The organism is Lentihominibacter faecis, assembly GCF_014306095.1.
GTDB classification, from domain to species: Bacteria; Bacillota; Clostridia; order Peptostreptococcales; family Anaerovoracaceae; genus Lentihominibacter; species Lentihominibacter faecis.
The window spans coordinates 18,915-35,749 of the sequence record NZ_JACRWC010000050.1; the positions used below are offsets into that span (position 1 = coordinate 18,915).

The 16,835-nt window shown below is 48.6% G+C and carries 19 protein-coding genes; 8 read left to right on the forward strand and 11 right to left on the reverse strand.

Features of this window, described 5'->3' with window-relative positions:
- Positions 1–68: 68 nt before the first annotated feature.
- The 4 genes from bioA to H8876_RS03735 form a co-directional block, all read right to left on the reverse strand.
- Complete coding sequence (gene bioA, locus H8876_RS03720) at positions 69–1,268, reverse strand: adenosylmethionine--8-amino-7-oxononanoate transaminase (RefSeq protein WP_249286584.1); 1,200 nt, start codon at positions 1,266–1,268, stop codon at positions 69–71.
- A gap of 42 nt (positions 1,269–1,310) precedes the next feature.
- On the reverse strand, positions 1,311–1,997 hold the full coding sequence (bioD, locus tag H8876_RS03725) for a dethiobiotin synthase (protein WP_249286585.1): 687 nt from the start codon (positions 1,995–1,997) through the stop codon (positions 1,311–1,313).
- 2 nt (positions 1,998–1,999) lie between these two features.
- Positions 2,000–2,974 (reverse strand): biotin synthase BioB, encoded by a 975-nt coding sequence (gene bioB / locus H8876_RS03730; protein ID WP_249286586.1) that lies wholly within the window; start codon positions 2,972–2,974, stop codon positions 2,000–2,002.
- 85 nt (positions 2,975–3,059) lie between these two features.
- Positions 3,060–3,644: a biotin transporter BioY gene (locus H8876_RS03735; RefSeq protein WP_249286587.1), complete on the reverse strand. Its 585-nt coding sequence runs from the start codon at positions 3,642–3,644 to the stop codon at positions 3,060–3,062.
- A gap of 449 nt (positions 3,645–4,093) precedes the next feature.
- Here H8876_RS03735 and H8876_RS03740 point away from each other — a divergent pair, with 449 nt between their 5' ends.
- Positions 4,094–4,402: a GIY-YIG nuclease family protein gene (locus H8876_RS03740; protein WP_249286588.1), complete on the forward strand. Its 309-nt coding sequence runs from the start codon at positions 4,094–4,096 to the stop codon at positions 4,400–4,402.
- Positions 4,403–4,447: 45 nt separating this feature from the next.
- On the opposite strand, the gene H8876_RS03745 is transcribed toward H8876_RS03740, so the two are convergent.
- The 6 genes from H8876_RS03745 to H8876_RS03770 form a co-directional block, all read right to left on the reverse strand.
- Positions 4,448–4,870 (reverse strand): flavodoxin, encoded by a 423-nt coding sequence (locus H8876_RS03745; protein ID WP_177265114.1) that lies wholly within the window; start codon positions 4,868–4,870, stop codon positions 4,448–4,450.
- 48 nt (positions 4,871–4,918) lie between these two features.
- Positions 4,919–5,470, reverse strand: coding sequence for a DUF3793 family protein (locus H8876_RS03750; protein ID WP_249286589.1), 552 nt, complete (start codon positions 5,468–5,470; stop codon positions 4,919–4,921).
- A gap of 162 nt (positions 5,471–5,632) precedes the next feature.
- Positions 5,633–6,232, reverse strand: a complete 600-nt coding sequence (locus tag H8876_RS03755) for a DUF4825 domain-containing protein (protein ID WP_249286590.1) — start codon at positions 6,230–6,232, stop codon at positions 5,633–5,635.
- Positions 6,233–6,313: 81 nt separating this feature from the next.
- A complete protein-coding gene (locus H8876_RS03760) occupies positions 6,314–8,170 on the reverse strand; it encodes an ABC transporter ATP-binding protein (RefSeq protein ID WP_249286600.1) in 1,857 nt (618 codons plus the stop codon).
- 14 nt (positions 8,171–8,184) lie between these two features.
- Complete coding sequence (locus H8876_RS03765; protein ID WP_249286591.1) at positions 8,185–9,924, reverse strand: ABC transporter ATP-binding protein; 1,740 nt, start codon at positions 9,922–9,924, stop codon at positions 8,185–8,187.
- A complete protein-coding gene (locus H8876_RS03770; protein ID WP_249286592.1) occupies positions 9,924–10,376 on the reverse strand; it encodes a MarR family winged helix-turn-helix transcriptional regulator in 453 nt (150 codons plus the stop codon). Before H8876_RS03770 ends, H8876_RS03765 begins: the two co-directional genes overlap by 1 nt.
- 268 nt (positions 10,377–10,644) lie before the next feature.
- On the opposite strand from H8876_RS03770, the gene H8876_RS03775 reads away from it, so the two are divergent.
- The 7 genes from H8876_RS03775 to H8876_RS03805 all read left to right on the forward strand — a co-directional run bounded on the left by H8876_RS03775 (position 10,645) and on the right by H8876_RS03805 (position 15,726).
- Positions 10,645–10,938 (forward strand): hypothetical protein, encoded by a 294-nt coding sequence (locus H8876_RS03775; protein WP_249286593.1) that lies wholly within the window; start codon positions 10,645–10,647, stop codon positions 10,936–10,938.
- Positions 10,939–11,045: 107 nt separating this feature from the next.
- The gene (locus H8876_RS03780) at positions 11,046–12,044 is read left to right on the forward strand and encodes a metal ABC transporter substrate-binding protein (protein WP_346727830.1); all 999 of its coding nucleotides are present in this window, start codon (positions 11,046–11,048) and stop codon (positions 12,042–12,044) included.
- A gap of 13 nt (positions 12,045–12,057) precedes the next feature.
- A complete protein-coding gene (locus H8876_RS03785; protein ID WP_249286594.1) occupies positions 12,058–12,723 on the forward strand; it encodes a metal ABC transporter ATP-binding protein in 666 nt (221 codons plus the stop codon).
- Positions 12,723–13,568, forward strand: a complete 846-nt coding sequence (locus tag H8876_RS03790; RefSeq protein WP_249286595.1) for a metal ABC transporter permease — start codon at positions 12,723–12,725, stop codon at positions 13,566–13,568. Before H8876_RS03785 ends, H8876_RS03790 begins: the two co-directional genes overlap by 1 nt.
- 193 nt (positions 13,569–13,761) lie before the next feature.
- Positions 13,762–14,040, forward strand: coding sequence for a hypothetical protein (locus H8876_RS03795; protein WP_249286596.1), 279 nt, complete (start codon positions 13,762–13,764; stop codon positions 14,038–14,040).
- Positions 14,041–14,125: 85 nt separating this feature from the next.
- Positions 14,126–15,106: a biotin--[acetyl-CoA-carboxylase] ligase gene (locus H8876_RS03800; RefSeq protein ID WP_249286597.1), complete on the forward strand. Its 981-nt coding sequence runs from the start codon at positions 14,126–14,128 to the stop codon at positions 15,104–15,106.
- Positions 15,107–15,123: 17 nt separating this feature from the next.
- On the forward strand, positions 15,124–15,726 hold the full coding sequence (locus tag H8876_RS03805) for a biotin transporter BioY (RefSeq protein WP_249286598.1): 603 nt from the start codon (positions 15,124–15,126) through the stop codon (positions 15,724–15,726).
- A gap of 104 nt (positions 15,727–15,830) precedes the next feature.
- Here the strand turns inward: H8876_RS03805 and H8876_RS03810 are convergent, their stop codons facing one another.
- Positions 15,831–16,766: an Rpn family recombination-promoting nuclease/putative transposase gene (locus H8876_RS03810; protein WP_249286599.1), complete on the reverse strand. Its 936-nt coding sequence runs from the start codon at positions 16,764–16,766 to the stop codon at positions 15,831–15,833.
- Positions 16,767–16,835 lie beyond the last annotated feature (69 nt).

Consider the following 16,835-nt stretch of genomic DNA (forward strand, 5'->3'; position numbering starts at 1 on the left):
TAATCAATTTAGATAGTCAGCATGTTTCATGTGAAATTCTTGTGTTTTTCTGCGCTCTTGTGCTTCCCTTATCGCAGGAACCAGTCTTTCATGGTCCGCAGTACATGACGAAGCTCATCTTCTGTTATGATATACGGCACCATGGCATAGAGAAAGTTTAAGAACGGACGGTTGAATACACCTCGTTCATACGCAAACTCCGGGAAGCCTTTGAGACAGGCTCCGTCATGGACTTCGATGCAGACGCATCCTCCCATGATGCGGATCTCCTTGATCTGCGGAGCGGTGAATCCACTCATTTCCTCTCTGGTGATCTCGGTTATCCTGCGGATCTTTGCCATATAGTCCTCTTCCTCAAACAGCTGGATAGACTTGAGTGCCGCACTGCAAGCCAGAGGATTCCCCATGAAAGTCGGCCCGTGCATCAGGGCTTTTTCCGGATCATCACTGTAAAATGCATCGTAAACCTTATGATTCGCCACGGTCACAGCATGACCGATATGACCTCCTGTCAGAGCTTTCCCCAGAACCAGGATATCCGGGAGCACCAGATCTGCCACGAACCGGTTGCCTGTGCGGCCGAATCCCGTCGCCACTTCATCGAAGATCAGCAGCACACCGTATTCATCACAAAGCTCCCGCGCACGTTGTAAAAATGACACATCGTACATCAGCATACCCGCAGCGCCCTGCAGAAGCGGTTCCACGATCATGCAGTTGAGTTCTCTGTGATGCTTTGCGAAGGCTTCCTCAAGAGCCGGGATCTCCGTCGGGATGTTGATGACGTACTTCTTTTCTCCATACGCCTCCAGTATAAAATGATAATCCTCATCGTCGCCGACCTCCATAGCCTTGAACGTATCCCCGTGGTAGGCATTCTGCAGCGCCAATACTTTCGTTCTTTCCATATCTCCCTGATTTACATAGTACTGCAGAGCCATTTTCAAAGCGACTTCCACGCCAACGCTTCCGGAATCGGAAAAGAAGCAGTGATCCAGATCACCCGGAAGCCAGTCAGCCAGCTTTGCAGAAAGCTGCAGCGCCGGATCATGAGTCAGCCCTCCCAGCATGACATGAGAGAATTTGTCCGCCTGATCCTTGATGGCTTTTGTGATGACCGGATGCTTATAACCGTGGATCGTGCTCCACCAGGATGAGATGGAATCGATCATCTTGTTGTCTTCCGTGTAAAGATACACCCCTTCCGCGTCTACGATCTTATAAGGTGCTTTCATTGTTTTCATTTGTTCGTAAGGATACCAGATCATTGTTCTTTCCTTTCTGTGACTGGGGCTACGGGATTCGCTTCTTTATTCGCTGTAAAGTGCTGCCAGGGCATCTGCACTCATGTCCAGCGCGGTATCGCCCGGCTTGACACATGCCAGCGTCGGCAGCTCAGTATAGTATTCACACATGCGGATATTGTCTTCCTCCATCACATCCCCCGGATGGAAATTGTTGAAGATGATCCCCTTCAGTTCAAGATCCCTGGCTCGCATGTATTCTGCCGTCAGCACCACTCCATTGATGGTTCCAAGTCCGGCGTCCGCGATCAGGATGCTGGACAGATCCAGCTCTCCGATCACATCTTCCAGCTGCAGCTTGCTGTTATCAAAATCTATGGGACACACGATGCCGCCGGAGCCTTCCACCGTCACATAGTCGTATGCCCCGCAGACTTTTTCGAATCCTTCTTTGACCACATCCATCTGCACCGGATCTCCTTCCAGGCGGGATGCCAGATGAGGAGATACTGCCGTCTCATAAACATAGGGGCACATGGTTTTCAGCGGTTGAGTGATCCCGGAAACGGTCTTTACATGTAAGGCGTCCCCGGGTATCAGATGACCTTCTTCATCTCGTTCATTGCCGCTCATGGCTGCTTTATAGTAAGCCGCTCTTCTTCCACTTTCCTGCAGTTTTTTTAAGATCAGACCGGTCACATAGGTCTTGCCGATATCCGTGCCCGTACCGGTGATAAACAGTTTTTTCGCCATGACTAATCCTCCCAGAGCTGAGGCTTGTATCCCAGATCCTTCAACATCTCCATATCTTTCTGCACAGTGATGCCGGCTGTCGTCAGCATGTCGCCGGAAATGGCAGCATTGGCACCACTCTGGAAGCACTCTTTTCCTTTGTCATCCAGAAGACCTCTTCCGCCGGCCAGACGGATGGATGCATCCGGAATGATGAAGCGGAATACTGCCACACACTGACGTGCTTCTTCGTCTGTCAGCGGCTTGTTGTCCTCATACGGTGTCCCCGGGATCGGGTTCAGGAAGTTGACGGGAACGGATTTGACTCCCAGCTCCTTTGCCGTAAGCACCATGTCAACACGGTCTTCCAGCGTTTCTCCCAGACCCATGATGCCGCCGGAGCAGATGGAAAGTCCTGCTGCCACCGCTGCTTTCAACGTCTCGATTTTCTGATCATATGTGTGCGTCGTGCAGATTTCCGGGAAATACCTTCTGGACGTTTCCAGATTGCAATGTGCCCGCGTCGCACCTGCTTCACGCACTTTACGCAGCTGTTCTTCCTTGAGCAGGCCAAAGGAAAAACAGACTTCGATATTCGTTTCTTCTTTGATCTTGCGGATGCTTTCACAGACCTGATCCACCTCTTCATCCGTCAGTCTCTTGCCTGATGTTACGATAGAATACCGCAGTACCCCCTGGTCATCATTGTACTTTGCTTCCTTCAAAATATCCTCCGTCGGCAGCAAATCGTACACCTCAGCACATCCTGTATCATAATGAGCGCTCTGTGCACAGAATTTGCAGTTTTCAGAGCATCTTCCGCTTTTGCTATTGATGATGGTACAAATGTCGAATCCGTTCCCGCAGAATTTCTCCCGGATCTCATCGGCTGCTCTCGCCACCTCTTCCACCGGCTCCTCAAAGAGCTGCAAAGCTTCCTCGCGGCTGATCTCTCCTCCGGCTAAAATTCGTACTTTCAATTCGTTTACTAAACTCATATGTATCCCTTTCCTCACTTTACTCTATCACTTTATGAAGTGTTTTATGCAAAATCTCTTCGGCGTGCAATGTCTCTGCGCGCTATCAGCTCTGGATCCTCTGATATGCCGGGCGCAGACGCTTTGCAAGAAATGCCCCTACGAAGCAAAGACAGATATCTCCCGGCACCGCCAGCAGGAAGCAGTATAAAAACAGAGGCCAGAATGCGATCGGCGTTCCGATCACGAAGTTGCAGATTATATAATAGTAGATCATTCCGCAGGCATACACGATGGCAAGCCCGGTGAAATTCGCCGCCAGGAGTCTGCCCATGGTCAGATTTTTCTGCTTTTCCACCATCATCCCGGTTACCAGGCTTCCCAGGGCAAATCCAATGATGTATCCGAAGCTCGGCTTCAACACGTACCAGATGCCGCCGCCTTCTGCGAAGATAGGCAGTCCAACAAGCCCCAGCACAGCGTATAATCCAACGCTGATGGCTCCCAGTCTTCCGCCCATGATAAGACCTGCCAGCATGGTGAACAGAAACTGCAGCGTAAACGGCACCACCGGCACCGGAACTTTGATGAATGCTCCCACAGCAATGAGCGCTGTGAACAGTGCGCACATGATCATATCCTTGGTCGTGATTTTTCTTCCTATCTTTCCAGGGTCGAAACTCTTTTCCATATAATTGCTCCTTATGATTCAATATAAATAACCAACGTGGATATTATAGGGCACAGGAGTTGTGATTGTCAACTATATTTATGCGATTGTTACCCTTTGGTGTGGATCAGCGTGAACGAGAAAAATACCACTATTGCCTGTTTTGACCCTTGGAACAGATAGTTTATGGCTTAAGGCCGTTGGCAGGAACGGTTATAATACCACGATCGGCATTTTTTTGAGTCTGCAGGATATTTTAAATTGAACTTTCTGGATCATCTTCTAGTATATGGGGATTTCCGTTGCGTTTTCATGCGAGAAATAACTTCCACGCAATTTTTTTACTATATCGTGGTATTTTAAACGTTCACAAGGCTAAGGCGCAGCAAACCTGGAGACCATGACCGCGCGCAGTTAGCCTTGACCAGTCCCGTGGATTTCGATATAGTATGTAAGGAAGGAGACGATCTATGACTGATACGAAAAAAGACGGGACAAAACGCCCTTGTGTCTATATGCTCCGCTGCAAAGACGGCTCTCTCTACACCGGCTGGACCAATGATTTTGAAAAAAGGCTGGCAGCGCACCAAAGCGGAAAAGGCGCGAAATATACACGAAGCCATCTGCCGGTGGAACCTGCTTATCTGGAATATTTACCGGATAAGATCACGGCGACCCGGAGGGAGGCAGAGATCAAAAAGCTGCGCCCGGAGCTGAAACGAAAACTGCTGAGATCTGCAAGCAACGAACTTTACAGTAAAAATGAAAAAGCGACCTGAACGGATCTTATAGATCTCAGGTCGCTTTGTCTCGTATTGTGTGTGCTAGGCCAGTGCTTTTCCCAGAGCCCTGCACTGTTCCAGTCCTTCATCATCCGGCATTTCGTTGCAGATAACGCTTTCACATACCAGTGATGCATTGTCATCTTCGGCACGTTCCGTCCAGGATTCCATCCATTCACCGCTGCCCCATCCGTAGGAACCAAAGAGTGCGATCGGCTTGCCGCTCAACTTGGATTCACATTCTGTGAACATCGGATCGAACTCTGTTTCTTCCAGAACTTCGTCACCCATGGAAGGGCATCCGAATGCGATGCTGTCGAATTCGTCTACTTTATCCGGCGTGAATGTCGCGGATGTCATTACGGTAACTTCTGCACCGGCAGCTTTCGCGCCTTCTGCTACAGCGGTCGCCATCGCCTCTGTGTTACCCGTGCCGCTCCAATATACTACTGCTACTTTTTTCATGATTTATTCCTCCTGTTATCTCTATGCTGCGTTGCGATTTTTCCCATGTCAGCCTGCTACCGTCAATCTGCGCAGAGGGGTACCCTTCCCAAGCATCTGGCAGTAAATGTCGGTGCATTTTTTGAATTTGCAAAATGTCTTCCGGGCATTCTGCTCGTCATGGTATACTTTCCAGGTCCCGGCCAGCTTGCAGTTCCTCCCTTCGTTTTTGATGAAATCCTTAACGTCTTCGATCGGGTATCCCAAAAAGAGTCCGATCTCGTGAGGGAATGAGTCGCTTGCGCACAAACGCTGCGAAAGCTGCTCCAGCATTTCCTGCAAATTTTTCCCTTCATATCCGAATTTCTTTAAGAATCTACGTACTTCTGTGCCGGAAAAATCATGCAGAAGCTTTGCTCTGCGATATACATAGATGAGCACCCGGCCCTCTCTGCAACGCATGATCACTGCATACACGCCCTTTGAGTTGAGTGTACGATTCCACTGCCGCACAGTTTCTTCGGCCTGTCTGCGGCCGGTACAGGTGCAGTTGAACAGGTTTCCGGTTTTCAGACCGGCCAGTGTCGGTGCGCAATATGTGACAAGCAATGATTCTGACATGATTCCTCCTGTATTCGTGGTCATATGGGACAAAATTATGTAGTTAGGTATACCTAACTACAACCTTAAAAGATTGCGGTTAGCCTTTTCTAACCGCAATCTTACTATACAACATTTTCTTTTTCATTGTCAAGTTGATTTTATATTTTCTGGTGGGATTTTTTACGAACCTGCCTGCTCACGCAAAAGTTTGTGCACCGCCTTTGCAGATTTGCCGTAAGAGCGAATGTCGTGAGACAGCCCTTCCTTTGCACCATCCACATCCAGAGATACCGTAGCCTGCTCCGCCTCTGCACTGTCACTCTCGATGGCGTACGTCCATTCCACGGCCTGTACACCCGGGATCAGAGCCAGCATCTGCTGCGCGCAAAGTTTCATATTGTTATCGAATACTTTTTTATCCTTCCCGGAAATTTTCTCAGAAAGGGTCAGCGCCAGGACTTCCTTCCCGTCTTTGCTTGAAATTTCTGCTTTATATTCACCGGAGACTTTTTCCAGTTCCATTGTCTCCAGGAGATCGACCACGGACGCAGTATCCGTAACATCAGATACCGCGCATTTATATAAAGCCTTCGCATGGGCTGCAGAATCATTCACATCCCACGCGGAGACAGAAGTTTCTCCACTGCTGTTTTCCGTTATTTCTGCCTGATCCGAAGACTCTGATCTCGAAACGGAAAACACCACTGCCGTTGCCGCTGCAATACCGGCAACGGCGCACACAATAAATATCACCAGTTTTTTACTGCTCATTCGACTCATGATAACCACCTTCCTCATGATACTGTTATAGCACCTTCGTTTGTCGGAATTGTGACAGGAAAGCGAGGGTTACGAGAAATCCTATTCTGCAAACTGGCTGTTGTAGAGATTCGTGTAGAAACCGTTCTGTGCCAGCAGGCTTTCATGAGTTCCCTGCTCGATGATATCGCCGTGGTTCATCACTAAGATATGATCCGCATCTTTGATCGTAGACAGGCGATGAGCGATGATGAAGCTGGTCCGTCCCTGCATCAGTGTTGCCATAGCCTTCTGGATGAGGGCTTCCGTTCTGGTATCCACCGAGCTGGTCGCTTCATCCAGGATCATGATCGGTGTATCCGCCAGAAGCGCCCGGGCGATGGTAAGCAGCTGTTTCTGACCCTGGGAGATATTGTTTGCTTCCTCATTGATCTCCATATCGTACCCCTTCGGCTGGGTGCGAATAAAGTGATCGATGTGTGCTGCCTTTGCAGCAGCTTCCACCTCTTCATCTGTAGCATCCCGTCTGCCGTAGCGGATATTTTCGCGGATCGTACCGCTGTTGAGCCACGTATCCTGCAGCACCATGCCGAACATCTGCCGCAGATCAGCCCGGGAAAAATCTCTGATATCGTGATCGTCCACCCGGATACAGCCGCCATTCAGCTCATAGAACCGCATCAGCAGCTTGACGATGGTCGTCTTGCCGGCGCCCGTCGGCCCGACGATAGCGACACGCTGACCAGGCTCCGCGGTAAAGCTGAAATCGTTGATGACCGTTTCATCGGCATCATATCCAAATGAAACATGATCAAAAGCAACTTTTCCACGAACTTCTTCCGGAGCGATCTGACAGACAGGAGTCTTTTCCAGATCCACTTCCTCCTCTTCTTCCAGCAGCTCGAATACACGCTCTGCCGCGGCCGCTGTAGACTGGAGCTGGTTCGCCACATTAGCCACCTGAGAGATCGGCTGGTTGAAGCTTCTTACGTACTGTATGAACGCCTGGATATCACCGATGGATACTTTGCCGTTGATCGCCAGATAACCGCCCAAAAGGCAGACCGCCACATACGCCAGGTTTCCGATCAGCATTGTGACCGGCATCATGATGCCGGACAGGAACTGCGACTTCCATCCGGATTCACATAGCTTATCGTTGTACGCATCAAATACTTCACGGGATTCTTTTTCCCGGTTAAAGGCCTTTACGATATCATGTCCCGTATACATTTCCTCTACATGCCCGTTTACATATCCCAGATATTTCTGCTGATTTTTGAAGTGTCCCTGAGACCTGGATACCACCAGCTTGATCACAAGCATAGAGAGGGGCAGCACTACAAGCGCCGTCACGGTCATGATGACACTGATACGCAGCATCATAATGAGGATCCCTATGATCGTCGTAAAACTGGTGATCATCTGCGTAAGACTCAAAGACAGTGTCTGGTTTACCGTTTCGATGTCGTTTACCATCCGGCTCTGGATCTCCCCGTGCGTCTGCCGGTCAAAGTATTTCAGCGGCAGACGATCCAGCTTCTTCGACATGGCATCACGCAGTTCATAGATGACAGTCTGGGAAACATCCGCCATGATCCATCCCTGCAGTGCTCCAAACAGCAGGCAGAGGCCATACATGCCCAGCAGCACCATCAGGATATGAAACAGACCCGTAAAATCGATCCCGGTCCCGCTCATCAGGCCTTCCACTACCTTGTCCGTCGCATTCCCCAGGATCGTCGGAGAAATAATATTGAACACTGTACTTGCGATGGCGAAAATAAATACGGCTATCAATGCGAATTTATGCGGTGCCAGATAACCCATCAGTTTTTTCATGGTTCCCTTGAAATCTTTCGCCTTTTCTCCCGGCATCATCTTGCCGCCGGGGCCGTGTCCGCGTCCGCCTTTTTTTCGCGTTCCGTTAAAGCCGGAGCCTGCCGGTCGTTTTCCCATATTGGAATCTGCCATTATTTCCGCCCCCTTTCCAGTTCTTCTTCGCTCAGCTGTGACAACGCTATTTCCTTGTATACTTCACAGGACTTCATCAGTTCTTCGTGAGTGCCGATCCCGGCCATGTGACCTTCATCCATAACAACGATCTGATCTGCATCCAGGACCGTATTGATCCGCTGTGCGACGATAATGATAGTGCTGTCGCCCACCTTTTCTTTCAAAGCCTTTCGCAGCGCCTGATCCGTCTTGAAATCCAGTGCGGAAAAACTGTCATCAAACAAGTAGACATTCGCCTTTTTCACAAGTGCACGCGCAATGGAAAGCCGCTGTTTCTGACCTCCGGAAACATTGGTTCCGCCCTGAGCGACTTCTTCATCCAGTCCATGCTCTTTTGTCTTTATAAATTCCATCGCCTGCGCTGTTTCCGCTGCTTCGATCATCTCATCGCATGTCGCATCTTCCTTGCCGTACTGTAAATTAGATGCGATGGTTCCCGAGAACAGCACGCCCTTCTGCGGTACATATCCTATCCGTTCTCGTAATTCTTCCTGCGTGATGTCCCGGATATCCACGCCATCCATCTTCACCGCGCCTTCTGTCACATCATAAAAACGCGGGATCAGGTTGAGTACCGTCGATTTGCCGCTTCCCGTACTTCCTATGATGGCTGTCGTCTGCCCCGGTTTTGCTGTAAAGGAGATGTCGTCCAGCGTTTTTTCATCAGCATCCGGATAGGCGAACGATACGTGATCGAAACAGATTTCTCCTTTTGGCTGCTGCAAAGTCTTCGGCTCCGCCGGATCCTCGATCCGCGGCTCTACGTCCAGCACCTTGCCGATTCGCTGCATGGAAACCGCTGCACGCGGCAGCATGATGAACATCATCGTGATGTAAAGGAATGACATGATAACATGCATCGCGTATTGCAGATACGCAAGCATATCTCCGATCATCAGGCTCTGCGAATCCACCAGATGCGCTCCTGCCCAGATGATAAGGATGCTGACTCCGTTCATAACGAACATCAGTGCCGGCATCATGAAAGACATGGCTCTGTTAACGAACATATTGATTTTCTTTAATTCTTCGTTGGCGTCATCAAAACGGCGTTCTTCTGTTTTTTCTGTTGTAAACGCTCTGATGACCAGCAGTCCTGTCAAACGTTCCTTCATGATCAGGTTGATTCGATCCAGTTTTTCCTGCAAAACTTTAAACTTCGGCAGAACCAGAAAGAAGGACATCAGCATGATCACAACGATCACCGCCAGCGCCACTCCTACCGTCCAGGAAAGGGAAACGCTGGTCCGCAGTGCCTTGATGACCGCGCCGATCCCCATGATCGGCGCGAAGCAGGCAAGTCTCAGCGTCATGACAGTCGTCTGCTGCACCATTTGCACATCGTTGGTAGAACGGGTGATCAGGGATGCTGTGGAAAACTCCGACAGTTCCGCAGCTGAAAAATCCGTGACTTTGTCGAACAGCGCGCCGCGGATCTTGCGAGCCGAACCTGCCGCCGTCCTCGCCGACAAATAACTGCTGACGATAGAGCATACCACACTCCCGCAGGATACCAGGATCATGATCATGCCGATCTTCCAGATATAGTCCATATCTCCCTTGACGATCCCGTTGTTGATGATATCCGACATGTATCCCGGCAGTGCCAGCTCGCACATGGCCTGTCCGAAGAGAAATGCCAGGATGCCTACGATAAGCGGGATATACGATTTGTAATACTTAAAAACCGTCCTCATTAACTCTTATCCTCCTCTATATATTTCTGCATATTGTCCGTGATCCGCAGGAGAAGCCGCTGGAACGTTTCAATTTCTTTCGGTGTCAGCGATTCCTCAAAAGCTTGCTCCATCCGCTTCATATCTTCTCTGCAAAACTCCATAACTTCCCTCGCGCGTTCCGTTGGAAACAGGCAGTAAGCCCGGCGATCCTCCGGGTTTTGCTCCCGCTTCACATACCCCAGTTCCCCCATGCGGCGGACCGACTTGGCGATGGCTCCCTTATCGATCTGATAATACTGTGCCAGTTCTTCCTGGGAAATTCCCGGGTTGTCACAGATCCTTGCAAGATACCGGCTCTGCCCTCCTGAAAGATGGAACTTGCGGATCATGCGGTCATTTATGGTTTTCCCATGTCGATAAATGATCGAAAAACACCGACCGTAAGAAAACTCTTTTGCTTTGTCACACATTAAGACCCTCCTCCATTAGTTGTAATGACAACTATTCTATCACGATCTAAATAGTTGTCAAGGCAACTTTTTAAAAATTCATCAAATCTGCTGAATTTTCACGTAAACGACATGTTTGTGATTTTCTCAAGGTCTGATCCTCCCCCGATCACCTGAACATCCCAAGATACGCTTGACAAGCCACAGGGTGTTTTTTATAATGTTGGCAATTGTGGGCAGGATCTTCAGATTCTACCAGCAGCGACTTTACGAAAAGGAGAGCAGCATAATGAATAAAAAACGTTTTGTATCGACAGCATTAGTATTCGCCCTGTTTTTTGTTATGCTTCTTTCCACAATATATATTATAGCGGAAACAGAACATGACTGCGTTGGGGACAATTGCCCTGTATGCAGCCAGATCAGCCAGTGTGAGAATGTTATTAATACTGTTTCTTCGGCAGTAAGCATTGCAGCAGTCGCTGCAGTGTTTGCATATATTCTTATGGCAGGAACTGTGAAAATCACATCACAGAAGCCTGCATCTACTTTGATTTCCCTTAAAGTTCAACTGACAGAATAAAAAGGCGAACCGGATCAAAGGTGTGTAAAAAATCAAACGTTTTTTGCAGCACCTCTATTTTAGTATGCTTTTTTAATGAATATCAGTATCACTGCAAGGGGGTAATTATGAATATCTTGAAAAAAACTATTTCTGTTTTCCTTATGATCCTGCTGATCGCAGGAGTATTTACCAGTTGCGGAAGCAGCGACAAAAAACAAAGTGATAAATCATTACAAATCGTTACAACTGTATTTCCTGCTTACGACTGGACGAAGGAAATTCTGGGAGATCGTGCAGAAGATGCGGAGCTTACGATGCTTCTGGACGATGGTGTGGATCTGCACAGCTATCAGCCGACTGCGGAAGATCTCGAGAAAATCGCCAGTTGTGATCTGTTTATTTACGTGGGCGGTGAATCCGATGAGTGGGTCGAAGATGCCCTGAAGAGTAAAACCAATAAAAACCGTGTGGAAATCAATCTGATGGACGCACTGGGAGATTCCGTCAAGGAAGAGGAGGAAGTCGAAGGCATGCAGTCCGAGGATGAACATGAACACGAAGGGGAGGAAGCGGAATCAGAGGAGCCGGAACAGGATGAACATATCTGGCTTTCGCTGCGCAACGCAGAGGTTTGTACACAGGCTATCGCAGATCAGTTGAAAAAACTGGATCCTTCCAACAAAACCGAGTATGAAGACAATGCGACTGCTTACAAAGAAGAATTGACAGGACTGGATAAGGAATACCAGGATACGGTCGAGCATGCGAAGAGAAAAACTCTTTTATTCGCAGATCGCTTTCCATTCCGTTACCTGGCAGATGACTATGGATTGAAATACTATGCAGCCTTCAAGGGATGTTCTGCAGAAACGGAAGCAAGTTTTAAAACAATCACGTTCCTGGCAAACAAAGTAGACGAAGAAAAGCTTCCATACGTCATGACGATCGAAGGCAGCGATCACAAAATCGCCAAATCTGTGATTTCTAATACAAAGAAGAAAACGCAGCAGATCCTGACCATAGACTCCATGCAGTCTACTACAGCTCAGGATGTGAAGGATGGCAAATCCTATCTTTCTGTTATGGAAGAAAATCTTAGCGTATTACAGAAAGCATTAAATTAGCAGGAGGCGTACTATGGCACAGCTCATCTGTCGAAATGTCGCAGTTGGATACGGCTCAAAAGTAGTATTGCACAATATCGATTTTGAAGTACATGCAGGAAATTATATCTGCATCGCAGGAGAAAACGGCTCCGGCAAGACTACATTAATGAAAACGATCCTGGGACTGCAGAAACCTTTAAAAGGCGAGATCCATCTGGGCGATGGCCTGCACGCAAACGAAATCGGATACCTGCCGCAGCAGACCGTTCTGCAAAAGGATTTCCCGGCATCCGTACTGGAGATCGTGTTGTCCGGCTTTCAGGGAACATGTGGCATCCGTCCCTTTTATACCCGAAAAGAAAAAAAACGTGCGCAGAAAGCTTTGCAGGAAGTAGGCATGGATCGTTTCTCTCGAAACTGCTACAGAGAGCTTTCCGGAGGCCAGCAGCAGCGTGTTCTGCTGGCCCGGGCCCTCTGCGCCACGAAAAAAATGATGGTGCTGGACGAACCGGTTTCCGGGCTGGATCCCAAGGCATCAGCAGATATGTATCGAACGATCTATCGTCTGAATCGCCAATACGGCATCACGATCCTTATGATCTCTCACGATCTGGATCTTACGAAAAGGTATGCAACACACATTCTGCGAGTCGGTGTCCCCTCCATCCATGCCGTGAAAACGGGAGGTGAGCTGTAATGGGAATGCTTCTGGATAAAATGATCCTGTATTTTCATTATCCCTTTGTTCGGTACGCACTGATCGTGGGGGTATTGATCGCATTCTGCTCCTCGCTTCTGGGCGTTACTCTGGTGTTAAAACGATTTTCGTTTATCGGGGACGGACTCTCGCATGTGGCATTTGGCGCAATGGCCGTTGCCGCAGTATTTCAGATGACAAATGAAATGCCGCTGGTTCTGTGTATTACGGTAGCCTGCGCCGTACTTCTTCTGCGCACCGGGCAGGGCTCAAGAATACGAGGTGATGCTGCGATCGCTATGGTTTCTGTGGGTGCACTGGCTGTCGGCTATTTACTGATGAATGTATTTTCCTCTTCCGCCAATGTCTCCGGCGATGTCTGCACGACTTTATTTGGATCGACTTCGATTTTGACTCTGACCTTAACGGAAGTATGGCTTTCTATGATACTGTCGCTGTGCATTGTGATCGTCTTTGTGTTCCTGTATCACAAAATATTTGCTGTGACATTTGATGAATCTTTCGCCAAAGCGACAGGGATCAAGGTAGAACTGTATCATTTTCTCATCGCAGTCCTGATAGCGGTAGTGATCGTTCTTGCTATGAACCTGGTGGGATCACTGCTTATTTCAGCGCTTGTCGTGTTCCCCGCCCTGTCTGCTATGCGTGTTTGCCGGAGTTTTTTCTCCGTAACGATTTGTGCGTCAGTAGTGTCGGTAGTCTGTGCGATTGCCGGCATCCTGGTTTCTATTTTGGCCGGAACACCTGTCGGAGCCACGATCGTAGCGATCCAGATCATTGTGTTTTTTCTTTTTTACGGGATCGGATCGATTTGGAAAGGATGACGGATATGAAAAAAAACTTGATTTTAATATTGATATTGGTAATGATTTTGTTCTTATCAGGGTGTCGGGCAAAGGAAACGGCTGACTCACCGTCAGAAGCTTCCGTTTCAGAAAATACGGCATCAAAAGACCAGCCGCTTGATCTGACAAAGCTGAGCAGTACCATGGTGTATTCAGAAGTTTATAATATGATGTGTACACCAGAGGATTACAACGGAAGAACCGTCACGATGCGGGGGCAGTTCGCTATTTCAGAAGATCCCGACAGCGGGAAACGTATTATGCCTGCATCATTCAAGATGCGCTGGCTTGCTGTACCCAGGGGCTGGAATTCGTGCTTGCCGGAGAGCATACTTATCCGGATGATTATCCGAAAGAGGGAGAGGAGATTACGGTTACAGGGATTTTTGATACATATGAAGAAGACGGTTTTAAATACTGCCAGCTTATCAACGCTTCTATGGAACAATAGAAGCCTCCTTATACAGGTTGACAATCCGCATGCCATAGTCTACAATCAAATTGCATTTCAGAAGCAATCCTGGAAGGAGGTCACTATGGCAACAAAAGATGCAGTTTTACAGGCGCTGCAAAATAGTGAAGGCGCATTTCTCTCCGGTGAAGAGCTTTCCAACAAGTTAAGCGTATCTCGCACGACCGTCTGGAAAGCGATCAAGGCCTTACGGGAAGAAGGACATCCTATTGAAGCGGTCACCAATCGCGGCTATATGCTTATGTCCGACAGCTGGACCATCACAGAAGACAGCCTGAGAGCATGTCTGCCCACACGGTACAAAAACCTGGATTTACATATTTACGATACCATTGACTCTACCAATTTAAAAGCCAGGCAGCTGGCGATGGATGGCGCACCTCACGGTACGGTCGTTTTAGCAAAACAGCAGACCAGCGGAAGAGGCCGGCTCGGTCGAAGTTTTTTCTCTCCACGCGAAGGGATCTACTTGAGTATTGTCATCAAACCTGATTTTGATGTGAGCAAATCTGTTCTCGTCACATCGGCTGCCGCCGTAGCTGTCGCGAACGCCATCGAGAAGGTCTGCGGACTGGAATCGAAGATCAAATGGGTCAACGACGTTTATATCGATGGAAAAAAAGTCTGCGGTATCCTGACGGAAGGCATCTCTGACTTTGAAACAGGACAGATCGAACACCTCATCCTTGGGATCGGTATCAATACGACGGTAAAAGATTTTCCGGCAGAGCTGCTCGCTACCGCCGGAGCTGCGGAAGGGACTTATTCCAAATCCGCCCTGGCCGCAGAAACCATCACACAGGCTCTGGGATATATCGAAGATCTTGACAGCGCATCCTTCCTGCCGGCATATAAGGAAAAAAGTCTGGTGATCGGTAAAACCGTTACTGTTTATCAAGGTCGCTACAAAGTCAACCCGGAAGATGAGATAACGGGAGTTCCCGCCCGTGTACTGGACATCGCAGATGATGGCGGGTTGATCGTGCTTTATGCTGACGGACATCAGGAAAAGCTGGTTTCCGGTGAAATTTCGATCCGGATTTAACGAAAGGAAAAACAAACATGCATCAGACAGAACAAAAAAGATATTCAAAAACAACAGCACTCGTACTATGCGGGATCTTCGCCGCCCTCATGGCGATCTGCTCCTTTATTACAATCCCTCTTGGATTTACGCCGGTTCCCATCAATCTGGCAACATTGGGTGTATTCCTCACGGGCGGGATCCTCGGTAAAAAATACGGATCCATCAGCCTGATCGTATATATCCTGCTTGGAGCAGTAGGCGTCCCTGTATTTGCAGGGTTCAAAGGCGGACTTGGAGTTCTCGCCGGGCCGACCGGAGGCTATATCATCGGCTATCTTGCCGCCGCATTTTTGACAGGACTGCTTGTAGAACTGGTTTTCACGAAAACCGGAACAGATTCCGGACAAAGAAGTGCGAAATCTTCCACATCGCGCTTTATCGACATCATCCTGGCTATGATCGCAGGGCTGGCCGCCTGCTATGCACTGGGAACAGCCTGGTTTATGATCAGTACCGGAACAGGTCTTGGTGCGGCCCTGATTTCCTGCGTCATCCCGTTTCTGCCGGGAGATGCGGCTAAGATCATCGTGGGGGCACTGCTGGTACAGAAACTTCGGCCTGCGATTCCGATTCGCTAAAAATAATCTTAGAAGAAGCTACTTGTCATTTCTTTCAAATAAAAAGCAGGGCACTTTTTTACAAAATGAGGGAACCCCTCAAAATATTGCTCTGCTTTTTTCCATTAGAAAATATGATTGCTATTACACTTATTCCGACTTTGATTTTTCTTCTTTAGCGTGTTCAGCTCCTGCTCGGTGAGACCGGTCATCTCTTTGATCAGCATAAAATCAAGATTCTTCTCCACCATCTTGCGAGCAATTTCCCGCTGTTTAATTTTCTCTCCCTGCGCCACACCTTCTTTTCGACCGCGCTCTTCGCCGCGTTTCTCGCCTATTCTCTCGCCGATTTTCTTGCCGCGCTTCTCGCCGATCATTTCGCCTTCGCGCCTCTCCCACATCTTCTCTTCAAATGCATTCATATACCTGATCCCCACTTCCTCATTCTGTTTGATTTCTTCCACTCGTTTCTGCAGTTTTTCAATCTTCCTGCTATGACTTCCTGCTGCATTCTCCCATGTCGTCTGCTCAAAGTATCTCAACAGCTGGATCAGTTCTTCACTGACTCCCTTTCCATCCGTTCCGTGGGTGTTGAGAAAGATCCTGGTCGCTCCATCATACAGCTTCAACCCCGGGATCTCGTCACAGCTCATGTGGAAGGTGTACTTATACTTCCCTTCTCCAAAAAGGTCGAACGGCATGATCATGATCACATACGCATCCTTGAGCTGGCTGTAATCCTCTCCCGGATGCAGCATGTTCAGATCGATCATCCCATTATAGTATCTGGTCCGTTTCGGCAGATCCTTCGTATTCTTTTGCTGGACTTCCAAATCATACGCTACATCCCTAATATCCTCACCGTACACATCGAAATATACGCTCTTATTCTGCGGCGTTCTTCGGAGCTCCTTTTCTGCCTGTGCCTTATCCTTCAGCGGCACAGGATGCCCAAGGATGATTTCCAGCACATCCTCCAGGATTTCATTATCCGCCATTACTTCTGAAAACAAAAATCGGTCCAGCAGATTGAGTTCCTGCAAAGTCTTTATTCGGTTCATTATCCCTTCTCCCCTGATTATAACTCATCCTGCCTCCGGAGACAATTAACTTATCTATTGCATGCATAC